Source organism: Psychrobacter muriicola 2pS, assembly GCF_904846535.1.
GTDB lineage: Bacteria > Pseudomonadota > Gammaproteobacteria > Pseudomonadales > Moraxellaceae > Psychrobacter > Psychrobacter aquimaris.
In genome coordinates this window covers 169,986-189,030 of the sequence record NZ_CAJHBC010000001.1, presented here as the reverse complement: position 1 = coordinate 189,030, position 19,045 = coordinate 169,986, and the positions used below count along the sequence as shown (strand labels likewise).

At 41.5% G+C, this 19,045-nt stretch carries 19 protein-coding genes; 4 read left to right on the top strand and 15 right to left on the bottom strand.

Annotated elements, in window-relative coordinates; translation table 11 throughout:
• Positions 1 to 143 precede the first annotated feature (143 nt).
• From JMX93_RS00805 to JMX93_RS00795, 3 genes are all read right to left on the bottom strand, one after another.
• On the bottom strand, positions 144 to 1,511 hold the full coding sequence (locus JMX93_RS00805) for an MATE family efflux transporter (protein WP_193012242.1): 1,368 nt from the start codon (positions 1,509 to 1,511) through the stop codon (positions 144 to 146).
• Positions 1,512 to 2,153: 642 nt separating this feature from the next.
• Positions 2,154 to 3,194 carry a hypothetical protein gene (locus JMX93_RS00800; RefSeq protein ID WP_193012241.1) on the bottom strand — a complete coding sequence of 347 codons (1,041 nt, stop codon included), beginning with the start codon at positions 3,192 to 3,194 and terminating at the stop codon, positions 2,154 to 2,156.
• Between the two features lie 145 nt (positions 3,195 to 3,339).
• On the bottom strand, positions 3,340 to 3,837 hold the full coding sequence (locus JMX93_RS00795; RefSeq protein ID WP_193012240.1) for an EVE domain-containing protein: 498 nt from the start codon (positions 3,835 to 3,837) through the stop codon (positions 3,340 to 3,342).
• A gap of 246 nt (positions 3,838 to 4,083) precedes the next feature.
• Here JMX93_RS00795 and hemW point away from each other — a divergent pair, with 246 nt between their 5' ends.
• On the top strand, positions 4,084 to 5,382 hold the full coding sequence (gene hemW, locus JMX93_RS00790; RefSeq protein ID WP_193012239.1) for a radical SAM family heme chaperone HemW: 1,299 nt from the start codon (positions 4,084 to 4,086) through the stop codon (positions 5,380 to 5,382).
• A gap of 103 nt (positions 5,383 to 5,485) precedes the next feature.
• Here hemW and JMX93_RS00785 read toward each other — a convergent pair whose 3' ends face one another.
• Entirely contained in the window at positions 5,486 to 5,626 is a 141-nt protein-coding gene (locus JMX93_RS00785) for an entericidin A/B family lipoprotein (RefSeq protein ID WP_193012238.1), read from the bottom strand.
• 300 nt (positions 5,627 to 5,926) lie between these two features.
• On the opposite strand from JMX93_RS00785, the gene JMX93_RS00780 reads away from it, so the two are divergent.
• Positions 5,927 to 6,499, top strand: coding sequence for a tRNA (cytidine(34)-2'-O)-methyltransferase (locus tag JMX93_RS00780; RefSeq protein ID WP_499203569.1), 573 nt, complete (start codon positions 5,927 to 5,929; stop codon positions 6,497 to 6,499).
• 101 nt (positions 6,500 to 6,600) lie between these two features.
• On the opposite strand, the gene JMX93_RS00775 is transcribed toward JMX93_RS00780, so the two are convergent.
• The 4 genes from JMX93_RS00775 to tusD all read right to left on the bottom strand — a co-directional run bounded on the left by JMX93_RS00775 (position 6,601) and on the right by tusD (position 8,265).
• The gene (locus JMX93_RS00775) at positions 6,601 to 6,954 is read right to left on the bottom strand and encodes a TusE/DsrC/DsvC family sulfur relay protein (RefSeq protein ID WP_193012236.1); all 354 of its coding nucleotides are present in this window, start codon (positions 6,952 to 6,954) and stop codon (positions 6,601 to 6,603) included.
• On the bottom strand, positions 6,951 to 7,310 hold the full coding sequence (locus JMX93_RS00770; RefSeq protein WP_443509850.1) for a hypothetical protein: 360 nt from the start codon (positions 7,308 to 7,310) through the stop codon (positions 6,951 to 6,953). The genes JMX93_RS00775 and JMX93_RS00770 overlap by 4 nt, the downstream gene beginning before the upstream one ends.
• A 143-nt stretch (positions 7,311 to 7,453) precedes the next feature.
• A complete protein-coding gene (locus JMX93_RS00765; protein ID WP_193012234.1) occupies positions 7,454 to 7,777 on the bottom strand; it encodes a hypothetical protein in 324 nt (107 codons plus the stop codon).
• Positions 7,778 to 7,848: 71 nt separating this feature from the next.
• On the bottom strand, positions 7,849 to 8,265 hold the full coding sequence (gene tusD / locus JMX93_RS00760; RefSeq protein WP_499203568.1) for a sulfurtransferase complex subunit TusD: 417 nt from the start codon (positions 8,263 to 8,265) through the stop codon (positions 7,849 to 7,851).
• 216 nt (positions 8,266 to 8,481) lie between these two features.
• Between tusD and glnE the strand changes: the two genes are divergently transcribed.
• Both glnE and JMX93_RS00750 read left to right on the top strand, forming a co-directional pair.
• Positions 8,482 to 11,361, top strand: coding sequence for a bifunctional [glutamate--ammonia ligase]-adenylyl-L-tyrosine phosphorylase/[glutamate--ammonia-ligase] adenylyltransferase (gene glnE / locus JMX93_RS00755; RefSeq protein WP_496190564.1), 2,880 nt, complete (start codon positions 8,482 to 8,484; stop codon positions 11,359 to 11,361).
• 284 nt (positions 11,362 to 11,645) lie between these two features.
• Entirely contained in the window at positions 11,646 to 12,575 is a 930-nt protein-coding gene (locus tag JMX93_RS00750) for a branched-chain amino acid transaminase (RefSeq protein ID WP_055124135.1), read from the top strand.
• Positions 12,576 to 12,705: 130 nt separating this feature from the next.
• Here the strand turns inward: JMX93_RS00750 and JMX93_RS00745 are convergent, their stop codons facing one another.
• The 7 genes from JMX93_RS00745 to JMX93_RS00715 are packed head-to-tail and all read right to left on the bottom strand — an operon-like array spanning position 12,706 to position 19,023.
• The gene (locus tag JMX93_RS00745) at positions 12,706 to 13,338 is read right to left on the bottom strand and encodes a YrbL family protein (protein WP_499203567.1); all 633 of its coding nucleotides are present in this window, start codon (positions 13,336 to 13,338) and stop codon (positions 12,706 to 12,708) included.
• A gap of 38 nt (positions 13,339 to 13,376) precedes the next feature.
• Positions 13,377 to 14,402: a capsular polysaccharide synthesis protein gene (locus JMX93_RS00740; RefSeq protein ID WP_499203566.1), complete on the bottom strand. Its 1,026-nt coding sequence runs from the start codon at positions 14,400 to 14,402 to the stop codon at positions 13,377 to 13,379.
• The gene (locus JMX93_RS00735) at positions 14,338 to 15,192 is read right to left on the bottom strand and encodes a glycosyltransferase (protein ID WP_499203565.1); all 855 of its coding nucleotides are present in this window, start codon (positions 15,190 to 15,192) and stop codon (positions 14,338 to 14,340) included. Before JMX93_RS00735 ends, JMX93_RS00740 begins: the two co-directional genes overlap by 65 nt.
• A gap of 54 nt (positions 15,193 to 15,246) precedes the next feature.
• Positions 15,247 to 16,014 carry a glycosyltransferase family 25 protein gene (locus JMX93_RS00730; protein WP_499203564.1) on the bottom strand — a complete coding sequence of 256 codons (768 nt, stop codon included), beginning with the start codon at positions 16,012 to 16,014 and terminating at the stop codon, positions 15,247 to 15,249.
• Between the two features lie 10 nt (positions 16,015 to 16,024).
• Positions 16,025 to 16,789: a glycosyltransferase family 25 protein gene (locus tag JMX93_RS00725; RefSeq protein WP_499203563.1), complete on the bottom strand. Its 765-nt coding sequence runs from the start codon at positions 16,787 to 16,789 to the stop codon at positions 16,025 to 16,027.
• Positions 16,790 to 16,834: 45 nt separating this feature from the next.
• Positions 16,835 to 17,857: an NAD-dependent epimerase gene (locus JMX93_RS00720; RefSeq protein ID WP_499203562.1), complete on the bottom strand. Its 1,023-nt coding sequence runs from the start codon at positions 17,855 to 17,857 to the stop codon at positions 16,835 to 16,837.
• Entirely contained in the window at positions 17,857 to 19,023 is a 1,167-nt protein-coding gene (locus JMX93_RS00715; protein WP_499203561.1) for a nucleotide sugar dehydrogenase, read from the bottom strand. The genes JMX93_RS00720 and JMX93_RS00715 overlap by 1 nt, the downstream gene beginning before the upstream one ends.
• Positions 19,024 to 19,045: the final 22 nt, after the last annotated feature.

Here is a 19,045-nt window from a genome sequence, read left to right as displayed (position 1 = left end):
TTGTTAACTGAGTTTTTTTACATATTATGACGTAAGCATTTCTTACGAGTAAGAAATGCTCAATGATTTATCATAGTCTATGTGACCATGTAGTGCTAGTCATGGTTAGTAGATATTGCATTTACATCAGTATATCTGATGCATTAACCCCACATCGCCGTTAGACGCTTTTGTTGATAGCGCAGGCGTAGGGTGAGTAGAATAGACGATAAGAATAAACCCGTGATTAATGCCATCCAAAACCCTTGTGCGCCCACATCGGTGAAGCGCACCAAATAAACACCGAGTGGCAATGCCACCAGCCAGTAACAAAACAACGTGACCCACATTGGTATCGTGGTGTCTTGCATGCCGCGCAATATACCAGCGACGTTGACTTGCCAGCCATCAAACAGCTGATAACCAAGTGCAAAAATGAGTAAATGCATAGATTGTGTGATAACGGCTGGGTTATCAGAGAATGCGGCTGCCAACTGCGGCCTAAATAGCCAAATACCAAGCATACACGTGAGTGCAATCAATACTGTCCAGATAAGACCAGTGGCTTGCACTTGACGTAACGCCATCAGGTTTTTTTCGCCAAAACGATTGGATACCATAATTGTCAGTGCCATAGCGACAGATATCGGAATCATAAACAGTTGGGAGGTCACCGCTAATGCTACTTGATGCGATGCGGTTGCTAGCTCACCTAATGGACTGATAACAAGAGCACCCAAGCTGAACAAACTGGCTTCAAAAAAGATAGAGATACCAATCGGAATACCAAGTTTAAGGAGTTTCTTGATCTGTGCACGATTAGGACTGGCAAATGCATAAAAAAAGCGCGTGCTGGCAAACTGCTGTCGCTTAGTGAAGCTGGTATAAGCCGCCAGCAATAAAACGTTTATCCATAACACTATTGCCGTTGCGACCCCGCAGCCTGCACCGCCCATTTCAGGCATGCCAAACAGACCATGGATAAAAATATAGTTAAGTGGAATATCAGCAAGTAGCCCGATAATACTGATAACGGTCACCGGCTCAGGTCGCCCAAGTGCTTCGCAATAACTGCGTAGCACCGCATAGACAGCCAATGCAGGAAAACCAAACGACACGCCATGTAAATACTGCGTTGCTATCGGTTGAATGTTTTCAGGCACACCCATGACCCCAAGTACATTGGGGGCTAAATTAACAATAATAAAGCCCATAATACCAATCACACCGGCGGTCCATAAAGATTGCTGCGTGATATGCGGTACTTGATGGTGATTATTTTGACCGATAGCCTCACCAATAAGAGGGGTAGTGGCGATTAAAATACCAGTGGCTAATAAAAACAGAGGCAGCCAAATACCAGAGCCAACGGCTACGGCAGCCAAATCAAGCGCGGAGACTTGACCGGCCATGATAGCATCGACCACACCAAGTGCGGCTTGGCAAAACTGAGTAATTAAAATAGGAAGCGCGAGCACGCCTAAGCGTAAGCTGTAGCTTTTAAAATCTCTAAAAGATAATGGGAAAACCATAGTGAGCAACTTTTTATTCTTTGCGGTAATTATGATAGATGAGCAAATATTGCCATCAACAAAAAAATAGCGAGACAGTCATACCATGACCAAAAATCTGAGCAGAAAGGTAAACGAGTGCAAGTAAGACATTCATGAGACTTAGGGCATCTTATCAATTCAATCGATGGCCATCTAAATGAGCTGAAAATGGCTAAATTTTATCAAACATTGCCAAACAGCTGGATACTAACCCCATGCTATTTACGCTATTTTTTGGGTTTGATGACAATTTATTCCACTGGTATCACTATTTTTAAAATGAGGATACGCCCTAAGCAAGTTTTACCAAGCTAATTCTGTTTTTTGGCTGGATATCAAAAGGGGATTCGTGCCGACGATAATACTCCGATAAATAATATGAGCAAGCCCATATAGGCAGAGTATGAAAAAAAATGTAGGCACAAAAATAAAAATAACCCGTCAATCCACTGCTTGGATTGACGGGTTATAAATAAATATGATGGTAAAGAAGCCAAGCTATGATGTCAACGCTTTAAAAGCGTTATATGGCTCTTAAGAACTGACTGTGAAAGATGATCGATTCAATAGAGTATGGAATTGACGATAACCATTCTAACTTATAGGTATACCAGCACGCATTTATAACGATTCAGGCAAATCTTGCACCACTGCTTGATAGCCAATCAAGGTGTTATTCGCATCAAAGGCTTGTACGACAATAGCGTAATTGGTGGCGTTAGCTGGAATGACAGGGGCAAATTGCGTTTCAAGATTACTCAATATCACGTTCTGCACATAGCCGTTAGCACCAGACTCGGCTTTATTGACATCAATTTGGCTGACCAGTAGATGCTTGGTATTGGCAGGATTTTGCCAAGTGACGGTCTTTTGACTGCCATTACCGATGACATCAAGAGTCATTTTTCCCAGACTATAATCAAGTGGGTAAGTCTTAAAGTTAGAGCGATCGCTGATGGTGTAAGTGACGTTGCAATTTTTTTCGCTACTTGTTAATTTTTTACCGCCGATGCCATCCTGATATTCAAAGCTACCTTTCCAAGGTGATCCTGCTTCTTTTTCCTCAAAGCTCCCCGCAAAGGTGGTTAATAAGTTTGGTGTTTCTATGCCCAAATCATTGACATATTTAATGTCTAAGAACGCTAACGTATCGAGACTGCCTGTTATTTTACCCGCGATATAGTTGTCAACCTTAATGGCTGAGTTGATACCCAGAGTATTGTTTTCTTGACAGGCTTGCTGCTGATAACTAACGCTCCCATCGACGCTGCCAGCGCCATCTTTACTGATGTCAAAGTAAACGGCACCGATATCGATATCGTCGTTGTCACCATCGTCAATCTCAATGAAGTGTCCGACATATAAACCGCCGCGACCGCCTTCTGGGGTTATTTTATCCAAGAAATTATCGAGTGACTCTTCTGGTAAAAATACCGATTCTAAAATCTCAGCCATGGATTTTTCATCATCGTTCAGCTTGTCTTCGACTTCTTTATACTTTTCTTTGACCTTGTCTTCCACACGATCATATTCATCTTTTACCTGATCTTCTACTCGGTCATATTCCTCTTTGACCTTGTCCCCGTCACTGCCACAGGCGCTAAGAGTCAGACTGAACATGCTGACGGTTAATACAGATAATAGTAGTTTGGGTGCGCTCATAAGCGAGTCCTGATAATGGGGGTGAAGGTGTGATAAAGAAAATCGATAAATGAATTTTTGAAGACAAATCGCAAATATAGCAAATTTTTTGCAGGCAGCGCATCAATAAGTGTTCGTTGATAACACTAAAAACCTTACGTAATCGTTACGATTTAACCACTGGTTGCGCAGATAGCAGATTAAGTGTTTCTGCCATATCCATAATGGCGTACCAGTGTTTGGCGTCTAGTGGAATAACGGTAAGTTGTTCACAGCCTTTTCTCATTAATAATGAATCTTCAAGTGCGGGTAAAAATTTAAGTGCTGATAGTGGTAGAATATCAATAAAGGCTTGCTCAAAAGTGACATCTACCATATACCAGCGTGGCTCATCTTCGGTGGCAATAGGATCGTAATGACGATGCTCAGGATGGAACTGGCAAGGGTCAGGGTAGCCTGCTTTGCTTACCGTCATGATACCAGCGACGCCAGATGGTTTGGCGCTAGAGTGATAAAAGAATACCTTGTCGCCGACCTGCATCTCATCACGCATAAAGTTACGAGCGCGGTAATTGCGTACGCCATCCCAACTGTCTGTTTCTAAACGGTGCAAATCATCAATACCAAAAAACTTGGGGTTGGATTTCATTAACCAATAAGCCATATCTCTATCCTATTTATCATTATTAGCCATTCATTATTTGCAATGTCATTTTATGCCATCATTCTTCACTATTTTGCCTATAAAAGGACACGGTTAACATGAATATTTGTGATTGGTTTTGTTATTGATCTGCTTTTCTTTAAGATAGCCTTTTTTTTAATCACATTAGCCGTTATCCTAGCGCTACTTTCTGCTAGTGACAGCAGTTATCTCTTTATGTAACTCTTTTTATAGATACCTTCGTTTATGTCAAATATTAAACCTGCTCATTTTTCTGATAATCTCAGCGCTTTTAATAATACTGCGAGTGGGATACAGGTAAGCGCCATTCCACTGGCACTTTATATTCATATACCGTGGTGTGTCAAAAAATGCCCTTATTGTGATTTTAATTCGCATGAGCTGCCGATGGATACTCAGCTATCTATGTATGACGAATATGTGGATGCGCTGTTGTCAGATGCCGCCATACAGCAGCCGTTAACCCAAGCGCGAGAAATTAGTTCGATTTTTATCGGTGGTGGTACACCTTCACTGCTACCGATTGCGCAATACCAGCGATTGTTTACTGGCTTACGTAACATTTTTAAGTTTGCTGATGGCATTGAAGTGACTATGGAGGCCAATCCAGGCACGCTTGAGCATGCGCCTTTTGCCCAATATTTAGAGGTGGGTATCAATCGTCTGTCGATTGGTGTACAAAGCTTTGCTGCTGATAAGCTCAAAACCCTTGGCCGCATACATGACCCTGCACAAGCATTGTCGGCGATTCATGCGGCTCGCACAGCTGGGTTTGAGCGAGTCAATGTCGATTTGATGCATGGGCTGCCGCAGCAAACGATGAATGAGGCGCTGGACGATATCCAGATGGCGCATGATGCTGGGGCGACGCATATCTCTTGGTATCAATTAACGATTGAGCCCAATACGGTGTTTTACCGCAGCCAGCCGATTTTACCAGATGAAGATAACTTGGCAGATATTGAGCAGGCAGGTCAAGCGTTATTACAGCAATTGGGCTACCGCAATTACGAAGTGTCCGCGTGGGCAGGCGCTTCAGATAAAGCATGCCGTCATAATGTTAATTACTGGCAATTTGGTGATTACCTAGCGATTGGTGCAGGTGCACATGGCAAAGTAACGATTGCTGATGAAGCATCAGCCTTAACAGAGAATGGGTTAAAGCATGACTTGCTAGTAGATTCTGGTATTTATCGTTTTAGTAAATCACGATTGCCTAAAGATTATGTGGATTATCAACATATCACTGACTCTTCTATTAGACAAAAAGCACCAAAAATGGTGGGTTGGCAGGAAATTGACAGTGATGAATTGGTCAGTGAGTTTATGCTTAATGCGCTACGTCTACATGACGGCGTCGCTTGGTCGATGTTTACTGCAAGGACAGGGCTGAGTTATGATGATATTGCTGTACAAGTGGCGCAATTGATTGCTCAGGGACTGCTAGTAGACAATACGGAGCGCCTACAGCCAACATTGTTAGGTCAACGTTATCTCAATCAGATATTGCGAGCCTTCTTATAAGTGGAGATGTTCAGCGTGTCTTTAATATCAAAAAAATACCGTCATAAAAAAAGGCTTATCACATAGATGATAAGCCTTTTAAATACGCTAAAAAAATCAATACTTAGATTTTATTTTGTACGTCTTGTGCGCCGCCAGTAACAGCTTGGCCAGCGCTTGATACGTCTTGACCCAAACCTTTAAAAGTGTTGCAACCAGTTAGAACAAACATAGCAGTTAAAGATGCGATGATTACTTTTTTCATAATAGAATCCTCAAAATAGGTCGTTATAAATAATAACAGTGATGCTAAGCGCTATGCTTGAGCCTCACTGAGGGGTTTTGGATAAGATAACAATTGATAAATACTATCTCGATATCCGTTAGAGACATCATAGTGAAAGTTAAAAACCGTGCACAGTATCAAAATGTAATTATTGGCAGTAAACTGTAACTTTTACTTACTCTTTGTTCATAAATTCAATTAATCATCATTTTAATAGAGTCTGTCCACGTTATCTTCGATTAACGATAACTCGCAGATTTAATGACTTAAGGAGTCGATATGACCACCCATATTGTGTTGGTAGCGCCCAAAATGCCTAGCAACACGGGCAATATTATTCGCTTATGTGCCAACACGGGCGCGCAGCTACATTTGGTTAGGCCGTTAGGATTTGAGCTTGATGATAAAAAGCTACGTCGTGCAGGTTTGGATTATCATGAATACGCGAGCCTACAAGTACATGATGATTGGGCGGCAGCAAAACTGGCGCTACAGGCAGCCGATTGTCATACTGTCACAGCATTGACCACCAAGCTGAGCAAGCCTTTTTATGACTATGACTTTGGTAGACAGCCGATGACTGAAGAAACAGATAGTGCTCTGCTGCCTGATCAGATACCTAATGTCGCCTTAGTATTTGGCTCTGAAACAGCAGGTCTGGCAGATGATATTCGTGAAGATATTGGCGTTGATAATTGGCTAAGGTTGCCAATGCTGGCTGATTCACGCAGTTTGAACCTATCGAATAGTGTGGCGATATGTCTGTATGAGGTATGGCGTCAGCAAGGCTTTACTGGCGATGAAGGTCGTAGTATCGGCTATGAAACCTTAACGGTATATGATCCAAAATAGCCGCTGGCAGTACCATATTGGTATGTTCAACAGACCCTAAAGGCGATCACACAAAATTCAGGTGCTCATCGCCATTCATAACAATTCATCAGCCATAGGCCTTATAAACAATTGGGTGGCTTGGGTAAGCCCGCCAAGCGATTCACATGACGCGCGACCAAGCCAGTTTTGAATAACTGCTGTAGTTTCTGATTGCTAATATCATGCTCGGGTAAGGTTTTCTGCAACCATTTAATCAGTGGGCGCGTGGCTGGTGCGTGATTAAACTGAATAAAAAATGCCCGTACTTGTTGTAATATTTGTAAGTGCTCAGTCTCTAGTTGTACCTCTAGAGTGTTGGCCAATTGCTGAGCAACATCAGGGGTCCAAATGTTATGGTCACATAAATGACCATCTTGATCTAATTCAACGTTGATTGCCGTTATATTGTGATTGGTCGTATTATCGTTATTCATAGGGCGATGGTCACTACTTTATCAAACTCCGCATTATTAGCGTTGGTATTACTAGCATTGGTATTCTGAGTCAGATTGACCCATTCTGCATCCGTTAACAGCCCACTCAACTTAGTCTCTAGATTGAGCTTCGCGCTAGTGTTGGTGCTCAGCTGTGCCACATCATCGGCTAAGGCATAAATATCTGCGATGCCTTGTATTTCACTATCACTCAAATACGCATCAAGCCAACTGATAAAAGCCACGGTGGTACCAAGTAAGAGTATGCTATCACCAGTGCGCCATGTGCGCGACATCTCATCGACACTGCGCCTGAGTGTATCCATTGTGCTGTGTATTTGATATAAAGTTGCCATAACAGTGTCCGATTTTTTGCTAGATGTAGGATAGGGCATGTACTCAATTCAATCAATTAATATCTAAATGAGCTAAAACTTATCTTATTTTGAAAATGAGGACATACCCTAGTATTTAAAGTATTACAAATAAAATTGCGATGCTAAAATCTTAGTATTTGCTCAAAATCTGATGAATTTACCACTTCAGGTATCAATGTCAATTGTGAAGCCAAATCAATAGGCAGCATACCAGTGACCCACCCGCTAAAGACATCGTCAGGTAGCCAAGCGGCTGGCATGTCATATAGCTCAAGCGACTGAATCATGCCGTGCAAACGCGACGCAGGCTGCATCAATAAACCAAAAACAGGCGCATCTAAATACAGCTGTACTTCATGACCAAAGGTCGCTAGCGTTAATGCAAGCGCACAGCCTTCATAACTCGCCATCTCAGTCGGCGTGTGCAGCTGAATTAATAGTCTCATGGTTAATTCCTACTCTAATTGGTCGCTGATAGTTATTATCATAAAATGTAGTCTGTCTGCACGGCAAGTGATCAAAACTGCATCAAACGACAGTCGCCTTGCATCATCATCGCAAGCTCACTCAGTCCGACCAGTGAAAATCCAGTAGCAAGGTTGTCACCATTAAGTTGATGGCGCTTGCTGTTACCTGTGTCGCTAATGCCGCGACTGAGCGCGGTACTGACACAGACGGGCAGCGCTAACTGGAACTGCTCAGCGAGTGTTTGCCACTCTTTGGTCAAATTAATTTGGTCTGCCGACTGCCAGCGTAGATCATTGGCAGTATTAGCCGCATCGCCATAAAAAAATACGTTTAAGGTGGTATTATCATTGGTATCTTTTTTATTGGCGGCGTTTTGCAGATAAGCGCGTGCATAACGTAGCGCTAAATAGGCAAGCGGGTGGCTAGGATCAGCGGTAATTAGAAGCAATGGGGTCGTGGTTGTCATAAGAGCTCTTTTCAATCATCTGCGCTAAAGTTGTTTATGCTACCATAAAGCGCTCAAAAGCAAATAGGGTCACTGTCATTAAACGTAGTTTTATATTAAATACTGACATATTGCGTATCGTTAGTTGATGCTGTGACTGCTTCGTAAGAAAAAACGATAAACTTATGCGCTAAGTTCACGTAGTCTTATCACTCTATGTAAGGAGTTTAGTTCCCTATGTCACCTGCTATGCCTTCACGTGCGACCCATGGTACAGATTGTCAGCCTACAGCCGAACAGCTGCAAGTATTGCAGACGGCAAGCGAGTTCGCTTACCAGATTTGGGAGAGTCGGACGGTTTCATGCCAAACATTTTTACGTAGCTACCCATTAGATCAGACCTTAACTCGGCAGCAAATCGATGATTTGATTCAAGATTATACGTTAGATGAAAACTACCAACTTGCTGACGAAATGAAGGTGATGAGAGGCTTGCGTCATCTACGTACGCTGCTGATGATGCGCTGGATTTGGCAAGATGCCTTACAACTGATAGTGCTTGAGCAATTGACCGATGAGCTGTCGGAGTTTGCGGATGGATGTATCTCATTTGCCAAAGATTATACCTATCAGCATTTGATCAAGCAGTACGGCGAACCGACTTTTATTAATACCAAAGGTAACGTGCAAATTGATGACATGGCGATTATGGCAATGGGCAAGCTTGGCGCGCATGAGCTGAACCTATCGAGCGATATAGACCTTATCTTTGTCCATCAGGCACGCGGCGCAACCAATGGCGATAAATCAAAAGGCGCGCGCAGCATAGACAATAAGCGGTTTATGACAAGGCTCGGTCAAGGTATTATTAAATTACTGGATCAGAAGACGGCTGATGGTTTTGTCTTTCGAGTGGATATGCGTCTGCGACCGTGGGGTGATGGTAGTGATTTGGCTATTCATCTGTCCGCATTGCAAAAGTATTTCTCTCAGCATGGACGCGCATGGGAGCGTTTTGCGTGGCTAAAAGCGCGAGTAGTCGGGCAGATAGAGCAGCCGTTTTATGATGAGATACAAGCGCTCATCAAGCCCTTTGTTTTCCGTTATTACGTGGATTACAGTGCTTTTTCAGCACTCAGGGAGATGAAGTCCCTTATTCAAAATCAAGTGGCACAGCGGGAGGATTTGGATAATATCAAGCTGGGTGCTGGCGGTATTAGAGACATTGAGTTTATTGTGCAAGCCTTTCAGTTGATTTATGGTGGCAGGCATCCTCAACTACAGGTGAAATCTTGTTTACAAGCGATGCAGGTATTGCACAAGCTTGAGTATCTAGAGAGCATTACTTATCAAGAGCTCCAAGCCGCGTATCGTTTTTTACGTCGCCTTGAACACGCCATTCAAGCGATCAATGATCAACAGACTCAGCGTCTGCCACACGATCCGCAATGGCAGCATAACTTAGCAGTTACCCTTGGGTTTGATGATTGGAATGCACTGTTAAACACGCTCAATCACCACCGAGACAATGTCAATGTTCCCTTTGAGCGTATGGTCACCGAACGTCAGATACCTGATCATGAAAATACAGATCTTGAGCCCGAACATCTTGATGAACAGATTGCACGATTGAACGAAGTACTAACGGCAGAAAATCGGGCACTGTTACAAGATTTTTGGCAGTCAAAGATGGTCGCTAACTTGAGCGATGAAGCTCGCGAGCGGTTGGATGACGCTTATCCTGTGATTATCCATGCGTTACTCGCTCATCAAGAGCAGCAGCAACTGGCCAATACTGCTTTGCCACGGCTCATTACATTGCTCGAAGCGATTTGTCGTCGCTCTATCTATTTGGTGATGATTGCAGAAAACCCCAATGCGACGATTGAGTTGATACCCATGCTGTCGGCCAGTCCTTGGATTGCCAAAGAGTTGGCACATTATCCTGTGCTCTTAGATACTTTTTTACAGCAGCGTTATCGTCACTTGCCTGATAAGCCAGAGTTGCGTGATATTTTGCGTCAACAGTTATTGCGCGTAGAGCCTAATGACGAAGAAGAGCTGCTTAGCGTATTAAGACTATTTAAAAAGAATCAAGTGTTGGCTGTCGCCGCCAGTGATGTATTGGCTGAGCGTCCGATTATGAAGGTGTCAGATTCTCTCACTTATATCGCAGCGGTGGTATTAGAAGCCGCATTAGAACGGGCTTTTGCAGAAATTGTCAAACGCTACGGCTATCCTATTGGTCAAGATGGTGACCCGGTGACCGAGGCGGACTGCGGCTTTGCCATTATTGGTTATGGCAAGCTTGGCGGGCTAGAGTTGTCGTATTCTTCAGATTTGGATCTGGTATTTTTGCATAAGATAAAAGAGCAGGGCATGACCACGGGTGAAAAATCGGTCAGCGGTATGAAGTTTGCTGCCCGTTTGGTACAAAAGCTGATGAACTATCTCAATACCCAAACTCGAGATGGCCGCGCTTATGAGATTGATATGCGTCTGCGCCCCTCAGGTAATGCCGGTATGATGGTGGTGTCTTGTCATGCTTTTGAAACCTATCAGCTAGAAAAGGCATGGTCGTGGGAGCATCAAGCCTTGGTACGGGCACGAGCGATTTGCGGTGACAAACGAGTGACGGCACGTTTTTGTGATATTCGCCGAGACGTATTGTCCTTACCACGCACGATAGAGCAGGTACGTACAGAAGTCACCAGTATGCGTATTAAGATGCAAAAACATCTGGGTACCAGTCAATGGCAACAACAGGCAGGTAAGTTTCATCTTAAACAAGATGCCGGCGGGATCATCGACATTGAGTTCTTAGCACAATTTGCGGTATTAGCCTATTCGCATGAGCATCCAAGCCTGACCAAATGGAGCGATAACGTCCGTATTTTCGAAGAGGTGGCATTACTGGGTATTTGGGAGGAGCAAGTCTGCCAAGATTTGACAGATGCCTACCTCAGAATTCGTGCTGCTACTCATCAATTGGCGTTATCAGAGCAATCGTTACTAGTTGATGAGTCACTGTGGAAAGAAACACGAGCATTAGTGCAAGCGCAATGGCAACATTTGATGGGTGTCAATCTAACAGATGGCGATTCGCATAACTCTTAAAAAGGTTTTTGATTATAAATAATAGCCTGTGATACTCAAACTAAAAGATTTCATTTGCTAGCACCGCCAGTGATATAATCGGCAACACATCACGATAAAGCTATCAGTTGTTGGTTATTTCTTAGTAAGAATGACACTGTATTTTAGCAATAAAATTTGACGCTGTGGTGTTATCATATGATGTTGATAAATACGATTAAATACCACCTCTAGTCGAAGCATTTATAAGTGCGTCGACTATATCTAAAAAAATTAGCCGTTAGCGCTAACATAAGGATTATAAAATGAATATGGCAACACAAGATGGTAAGCTTTGGATGAATGGCACAATGATTGAACAGCCAGATGCCAAAGTTCATGTGCTGACGCATAGCTTGCATTATGGCATGGCTGTGTTTGAAGGTGTGCGTGCTTACCAAACCGCCGACAACCGTACTGCAATTTTTCGTCTAAAAGAACACACCGAGCGCTTACTAGGATCTGCAAAAATCTTCCAAATGAATGTGCCATTTGATGCAGCGACTCTTGAGCAAGCGCACAAAGATGTGGTCAAGCAAAACAACTTGGCAGAAGCCTATATCCGTCCGCTCATTTGGGTCGGTGCAGAAAAACTAGGCTTGTCTTCACGTGACAATAGTATCAATGCCATGGTTGCTGCTTGGCATTGGGGCGCTTATCTTGGTGAAGAGGGTATCAAAAACGGTATCCGTGTAAAAACATCTTCATTTACTCATCATATGACCAATGTGACCATGTGTAAGGCAAAAGCCTCAAGCAACTATCCTGTGTCCATCATGGCGAACCAAGAAGTCACTCGTAATGGCTATGACGAAGCCATTCTGATGGATCCACAGGGTTATGTGTGCCAAGGCGCAGGTGAAAACTTATTCTTAGTCAAAGACGGTGTGCTGCATACGCCAGATTTAGCGGGCGGTGCACTTGACGGCATCACGCGTCGTACCATCATTCAATTTGCCGATGATCTAGGAATCAAGGTCGTTGAGCGCCGTATCACTCGTGATGAGTTTTACTTGGCAGATGAAATCTTTATGACAGGTACGGCGGCCGAAGTGACACCTATTCGTGAATATGATGATCGTACTATCGGCAATGGTGGACGTGGACCTTTGACTGAGCAGCTACAGACCCTATACTTTGATGTGGTTCATGGTCGCAATGAGCAGTATATGGATTGGTTAAGCTTTATTGATTAAGACTGATTCATGAAGTGATAGGTTCTAATAAAAGACCCAAGACGACTAAGTTGTCTTGGGTCTTTTGCTGTATTTATAAACTGGTAGCGAATAAATAAAGGTCACATTGATAACTATCATGGTTATAATTCTAATGCTTAGTAGAGTAATAACCGATTTTGGACTTTATTTTTGCTTCAATCTTTCGAACATTACGGCTATTAATGGTCTTGCTCATTGCTCTAAAAGGAATGAGTAGCTTTTCACCAATGCCATCGACCAATACAAACTCAGGGATACCTTGTCTGTGCTCGGTGTACATGATGCCAGCAATATTAACTTCGCCCAATACCACATGTAATTCACAACACTCATCAAAAAACTTATCTAACGCCTTTGCGTGTGTATCGTTGAAAAGGTTGGTATTAGAAAGCTCATAAAGCGTCATGGTTGAACCGTTAGGGTCTAAGACCTTTTCAGTCACTAGTCCCAACCCTTTATCTGTTGTGATAAAACCATAAACGGTCTCCATGGGAAACGTAAATCGTTGCAGACTATAGTTGTTTTTACAAAGCTGTAAATACTGCAATATTTCTCTGCGAAACTGTTTGTATATTCCCTGAGAATGATGAGCGCGCAAGTGATGCTGTCTCTTTCTACCACCATTAGATGTCGCATGCTCAGGCTTCATTATTTTGATAATCTTATGAGTATCAGATGGGTGTTTGTAGACCAGTTTCTGTGTACCTTGACCCAATAGTTCCAAGTTTCTTACCAATATCATAATATCCTTAGGTATCATATGTATTTAATAATATTAAGTTATGTGATGTTCAATAAATGCTGATAAAAAGAGTGCTCTTTCGGCTGCTTATTATAAGATAGCTTATGGGTATTAATTTGAGCAACTATTTCTTTAAAGTAATTTTCGTCGAAACGTTCGTCCAAGACTTTAAGCAGTAGATGCGTCTGAGTGTCGTCGATGATTTCACACTGATAGTCTGAAAGTTGATTATTTATTAAACTGTCAAACATGATTTGAAAGAAAAAGTAATGTGGAATGTGCTCTTGCGTGCGCCAAAAATTGAGTAATAGATTTAAACAAGTATGAATAACATAACTGTGTTTTTTGGCATAAATAATACTATTTAGTACATTTATTTTATGAGCATTTTCCCAAGAAAAGTAGTATCTATTAAATGAAATCCATGCTTCACGTTCAGTTTTGGCGGCGTCTCTTTGATACATAAAAAAATCTGATTGACTTTTTAAATCAGAAAGAGGGCTGCTCAGATATATGGTTGCGTCCAGCCAAACACCGCCATAGACATCAAGTAATGCCAAACGTAAAAGATCTGCAAAGAACGCATGCTTAAATTGCGGATTTGCTCTTTTTTCCCAAACAAACTCTGGCAGATCTAGATAATCTTGAATATTACTATCATCTAATCTAATAACAGTGTATTCGCCACTGTTATTATCTACTGATTTAAAGCAAAGTCTTACTATATCAGGTAGGTCTAAGCTGTTTACACCTTGCCCCCAATATTGCCAAATTATTTTTTCATCGCTAAATGATTTTTTAGGTTTAAAAGAATATGAAGTCAATTGATTATCGAAATATAATTGAGTAAATTGCTCCCAGCATTTTGCTACTTGGCATTGTTGGTCTGTATCAGCTTCTTTTTCGAATTTCTTACGTCTATCTCTTGGCGTACTTAAATAATAAAAAAAGCGTTTAGGCTTGGTTTTTAGCTTTTTTAGCTTAGTATAAGTAGGACTGTCAGAAAAAAAGTGAGGCGATATATTGCTTGAATCGAGTATTGAGCTTTCTTCGACGTTTGCCATTCTTCTGTTCCCAGTCAGATTTTGTGATTTTGTCATTTGTTTCGGCTCTTAGATAAGCATGTCCGCCAAATCGGTAATGCGTCTTATCAGAAAACATTATTTGTGAGCTTTTTTTCCAGTATTCGTGCTCTCCACGTGTGAAATAAGGTGGTAGAACCTTAATATCTGTACGGTCTAATGCAAATTTGTTTAATTGACTTTCATCATGCCATAGTGCAATAACGTTGTTTTTTAAATCTAATTCTGTGTTTTGGTTGAGAGTTTCGCACATCTGTAAATATGCATGAGATTTACCACCATTCAACGCACCTGTGAAATAATACTTTCCTTTATGATAGGGAATATATGCTTGTGATTGAGGGTTACGATCATAAGTGTAGGCACGTTTATTAAGATGAAACATATGAGGCTGAACGCCGAGACTCAGCTCCTCATGGTGATCGAGAGGTAACAACTCATCTTCAGTGATATCAGAAAGAAACTCTGTATTGGCATTAAAGTAGAATATGAAGTCATACTTTTCAATAATAGACCTTGCCCCTAAAAAGAATTTAAAGCGCATCAATGTACTATAAGGCCATCCTAAAGCTTCCTGCTTTATCATCGTGACATTAGGATAGTCAGTCTGCTTACTGATCAATGCTAGGTTATCAGTAAATAAAACATAGTGTTTGTTACTATTGGGAAGTAAGTGTTTTTCAGCAGAGCGATAGAAGTACTCCCAAAAAACGGTATATCGACCAGTGGCAATATATAATATGGCTACAGATGGTTTGTTATCTTCCGTCATTACTTTCCCATTCCAAAATTATTATCATAATAAATTATTTGACGATAAAATATTCTATTTAAAAACCACTTCTGCTGCAAATATGGATTTCTTAATCTTCATCCCAATCCTGTTAATTTCGCGATTCGCTTTAAACATAGCAGGTTTTTTCTCTGACTTCATACGGCCTTGACGATCTTTGATTAGCGCACTTGGGAGCGAGGGATTGCCTTTATTTAAAAGCATTTCTTGAATACATAGGGCAGGGGTCATTTGATAGACGGGTTCAGCGCCATGTTTGATAAAATCGTCAAACATTAACTCATCAAGCGGTCGCAGTTTGTTTTTTGAGATATAGTCCAAATATACTTGCGCACCGCGCAACGACAAAATATAACCTGCGGTACCTAAATTCTTCCCTTTTAATTGGGCAATGCGCCGCCTATTTAAGACAATCTCAGAGGAATTGGAAGACAAAAATACTTTTTCAGAAAAGGCTTCTGTTTTAATAATATGCCATTCAGGTTGTATCCAACTCGTGGTGGTTAATAGCGCTTCTGCATCTTCACCTAAGTATACATCGTCTTCAAAAATGGCTAAATAAGGTATGTTTTGATCAATCATTTGTTGCCAAACAGAAGCATGGCTCATAAAACATGCCAATTCGCCACCAGTCAAATCGATGTTTTCTAAATCAATGGGCAAAGTTTGAGCATAAGTATGAGCCAAGTCTGGTGTTAAGGCATTGAAGAATTCAAAGTCGACGTTGTTTTTTTGAAATTCATTAGTGATATGTTTTCTGCGCTCTACCGCAGATTCTAAACTGATAACGATGTTTTTCATAAAATATAAACTACTTGTTTAGGTATAAGTTGGCAACAGCCTTGGTTTTATTTTGCCACATTCTTTTCTGTTTTTTTATATTATAGGACAAGTCTCGATTTTCTTTGTCTTTGCGTTTTATATTTTGCGATGCTTCCGTCCCTAAGATATCGCTGTCAAGGCCCAAAGGCTGTACCAATGCAGGCCAAATACCCAACCCTTTTCCATTGTTACTCAGCCATTGTTGGAAAAATATATCAACGGGTATAGAGATGGGTTTTGCGGCTGCAATAAATGCTTCAGCGCCCTTACGTGACCAAATGAGGCCAAGACCACGAATAGGGAAATAATAGGCGTGCCATAATGTATGTTTATCAAAGCTGGTGATGTCCCGAGCAAGCTTTTTCTTTTTTGCTGCAAGATTTACCAAGTACCAATCCAACGTTGGATGAGCATGTAAAAACGCTAGGGTTTCATTTATTATCGTCTTGAAGTTGGTGGACAAGGTCATATCATCTTCTAGTACCACCAAGAAGTCAGCATCCGTCTGCAAGAATTGTTCAGCGCATTTGTAATGACTTAGATAACAGCCGATTTCGGAGCTTAATAAGCTACGTCCTAGATTTTTTCTGGCTTGAGAGTCATCATAATCTGCAAAATCAGCCAAATTTTTACCGCGGCCATCATAGGCTGGTATTCTTTCAAATGGCCACTCTATTTGCTCTAACTGCTGAGTTGCGCTTTCTAGGCGCGCATCGCTTCCATCTAAATTAACCAAATATGTCAATGTCTTCATAGGTTGACTCTTCCTTGCTATATCTATTCTATGACTTATCGAATTTTATGCTTGATGTGATTCTCTTGGTTCTTCTAGATAATAGGCTCTGTACCAATTTACAAATTTTAAGATGCCATCTTCGATACTGGTTTCAGGTCTAAAGCCAATATCGGCTGTTAGCTCGTCTATGTCGGCGTAAGTTGCTGGGACGTCACCTGGCTGCATGGGCAACAAGTTTTCTTTTGCTTTTTTACCGCACGCACTTTCAATAGCAGTAATAAAGCGGCGAAGCGTTACTGGTTGGTTATTACCGATATTGTAGATTTGGTAAGGTGCGATTGCTGTGGTCGCAAAAGATTGTTGTGGTTCTGGGATTTTATCGATAATACGAGTGATGCCTTCGACAATATCATCAATGTAGGTGAAATCACGTTGCATCTCACCATTGTTATAGACATCAATCTGCTCACCTGCCAGTATTTTTTTGGTGAATGAAAAGTAGGCCATGTCAGGGCGACCATAAGGACCATAGACGGTAAAAAAGCGTAACCCTGTCGTGGGGATATTGTATAAATGGCTATAGGTATGTGCCATTAATTCGTTAGATTTTTTGGTCGCAGCATATAAGCTAATGGGATAATCTACACGATCCTTAGTGCTAAATGGCTGCTTGATATTCATACCGTATACAGAGCTAGAGCTGGCGTATACTAAATGTTTTACCTTAGCATGTCGACAGCCTTCAAGCACGTTCAGAAATCCCACTACATTGGAGTCAATGTATTCATGTGGCTTTTCGATAGAATAGCGCACGCCCGCTTGTGCACCGAGATTAATCACGATATCAAAGCCATATTCAGTAAACAAACTGGCCATTGCTTCGCGATCAGCCAGATCTAACGTGATAAATCTAAAAGTATTTTCGTTTGATTGTTTGCTTAGAATTTTGAGACGGTCTTTTTTTAACGCAACTTCATAATAAGCGTTGAGGTTGTCAATACCGACAATAAAGCAATCTTTGCCCAGCAATGCTTTAATTAAATGAAAGCCAATAAAACCTGCGGCACCAGTCACTAAAATCTTCATTAATCGCTCCCAAATAAATCTCTAGTAAACACTTTATGCGACACGTCTTGGATGTCTGCAGATAAGCGGTTTGCCACGATAATATCGCTCATGGCTTTGAATGCATCCAAATCCTTAATGACTTTTGAGTTAAAAAACTCTTCTTCTTTTAACACGGGTTCATAGACAACCACTTCGATGCCTTTTGCTTTGATACGCTTCATAATGCCTTGAATAGCAGACGCTCTGAAATTGTCCGAGCCACTTTTCATCACTAGTCGATGGATACCAACGATTTTTGGTTGCTTTTCAATGATTTTATCGGCAATAAAATCTTTACGAGTGCTATTAGAATCAACAATAGCTCGGATAAGGTTGCTCGGGACGTCATCATAATTTGCCAATAGCTGTTTGGTGTCTTTAGGCAAGCAATAGCCACCATAGCCAAACGATGGGTTATTATAATGATTGCCAATACGCGGGTCTAATCCTACGCCTTCAATGATCTGTTTGGTATCTAACCCAAAAGTCTGGGCATACGTATCTAGCTCATTAAAATAGGCAACACGCATCGCTAGATAGGTATTGGAAAACAATTTAATGGCCTCAGCTTCAGTAGATTCAGTAAATAGCTGAGGAACGTCTTTCTTTATCGCACCTTCCAAGAGCAAATCTGCAAATTGTCTCGCACGTTCCGACTGCTCACCGACGATAATTCTCGAAGGGTAAAGATTGTCATATAGCGCTTTGCCTTCGCGTAAAAATTCAGGCGAAAAAATGATGTTATCTGTCAAAAATCGTTTTCTAATGTCATTGGTATAGCCGACGGGCACTGTTGATTTTATAACGATTAGCGCATTTTTATTAACACTCAGCACCTCTTCAATGACGCTTTCAACACTTTGGGTATTAAAATAGTTGGTCTTTGAGTCGTAATCCGTAGGGGTAGCAACAATAATAAAATCTGCGTCTTTGTAAGCTGCTTTGGCATCTAAAGTGGCTGTGAAATCGATGGGTTTGTTGAGTAAAAAATCTTCAATGTCTGGATCTTCAATAGGAGATTGTTTGGCATTCAACATCTCGACTCTTTCTGCTATGACATCGACAGCGATTACTTTATTGTGCTGGGCAAGTAACATAGCATTGGATAAGCCGACATAGCCTGTACCTACTACTGTTATTTTCATAAAAATTCCAAGGTTATATTTT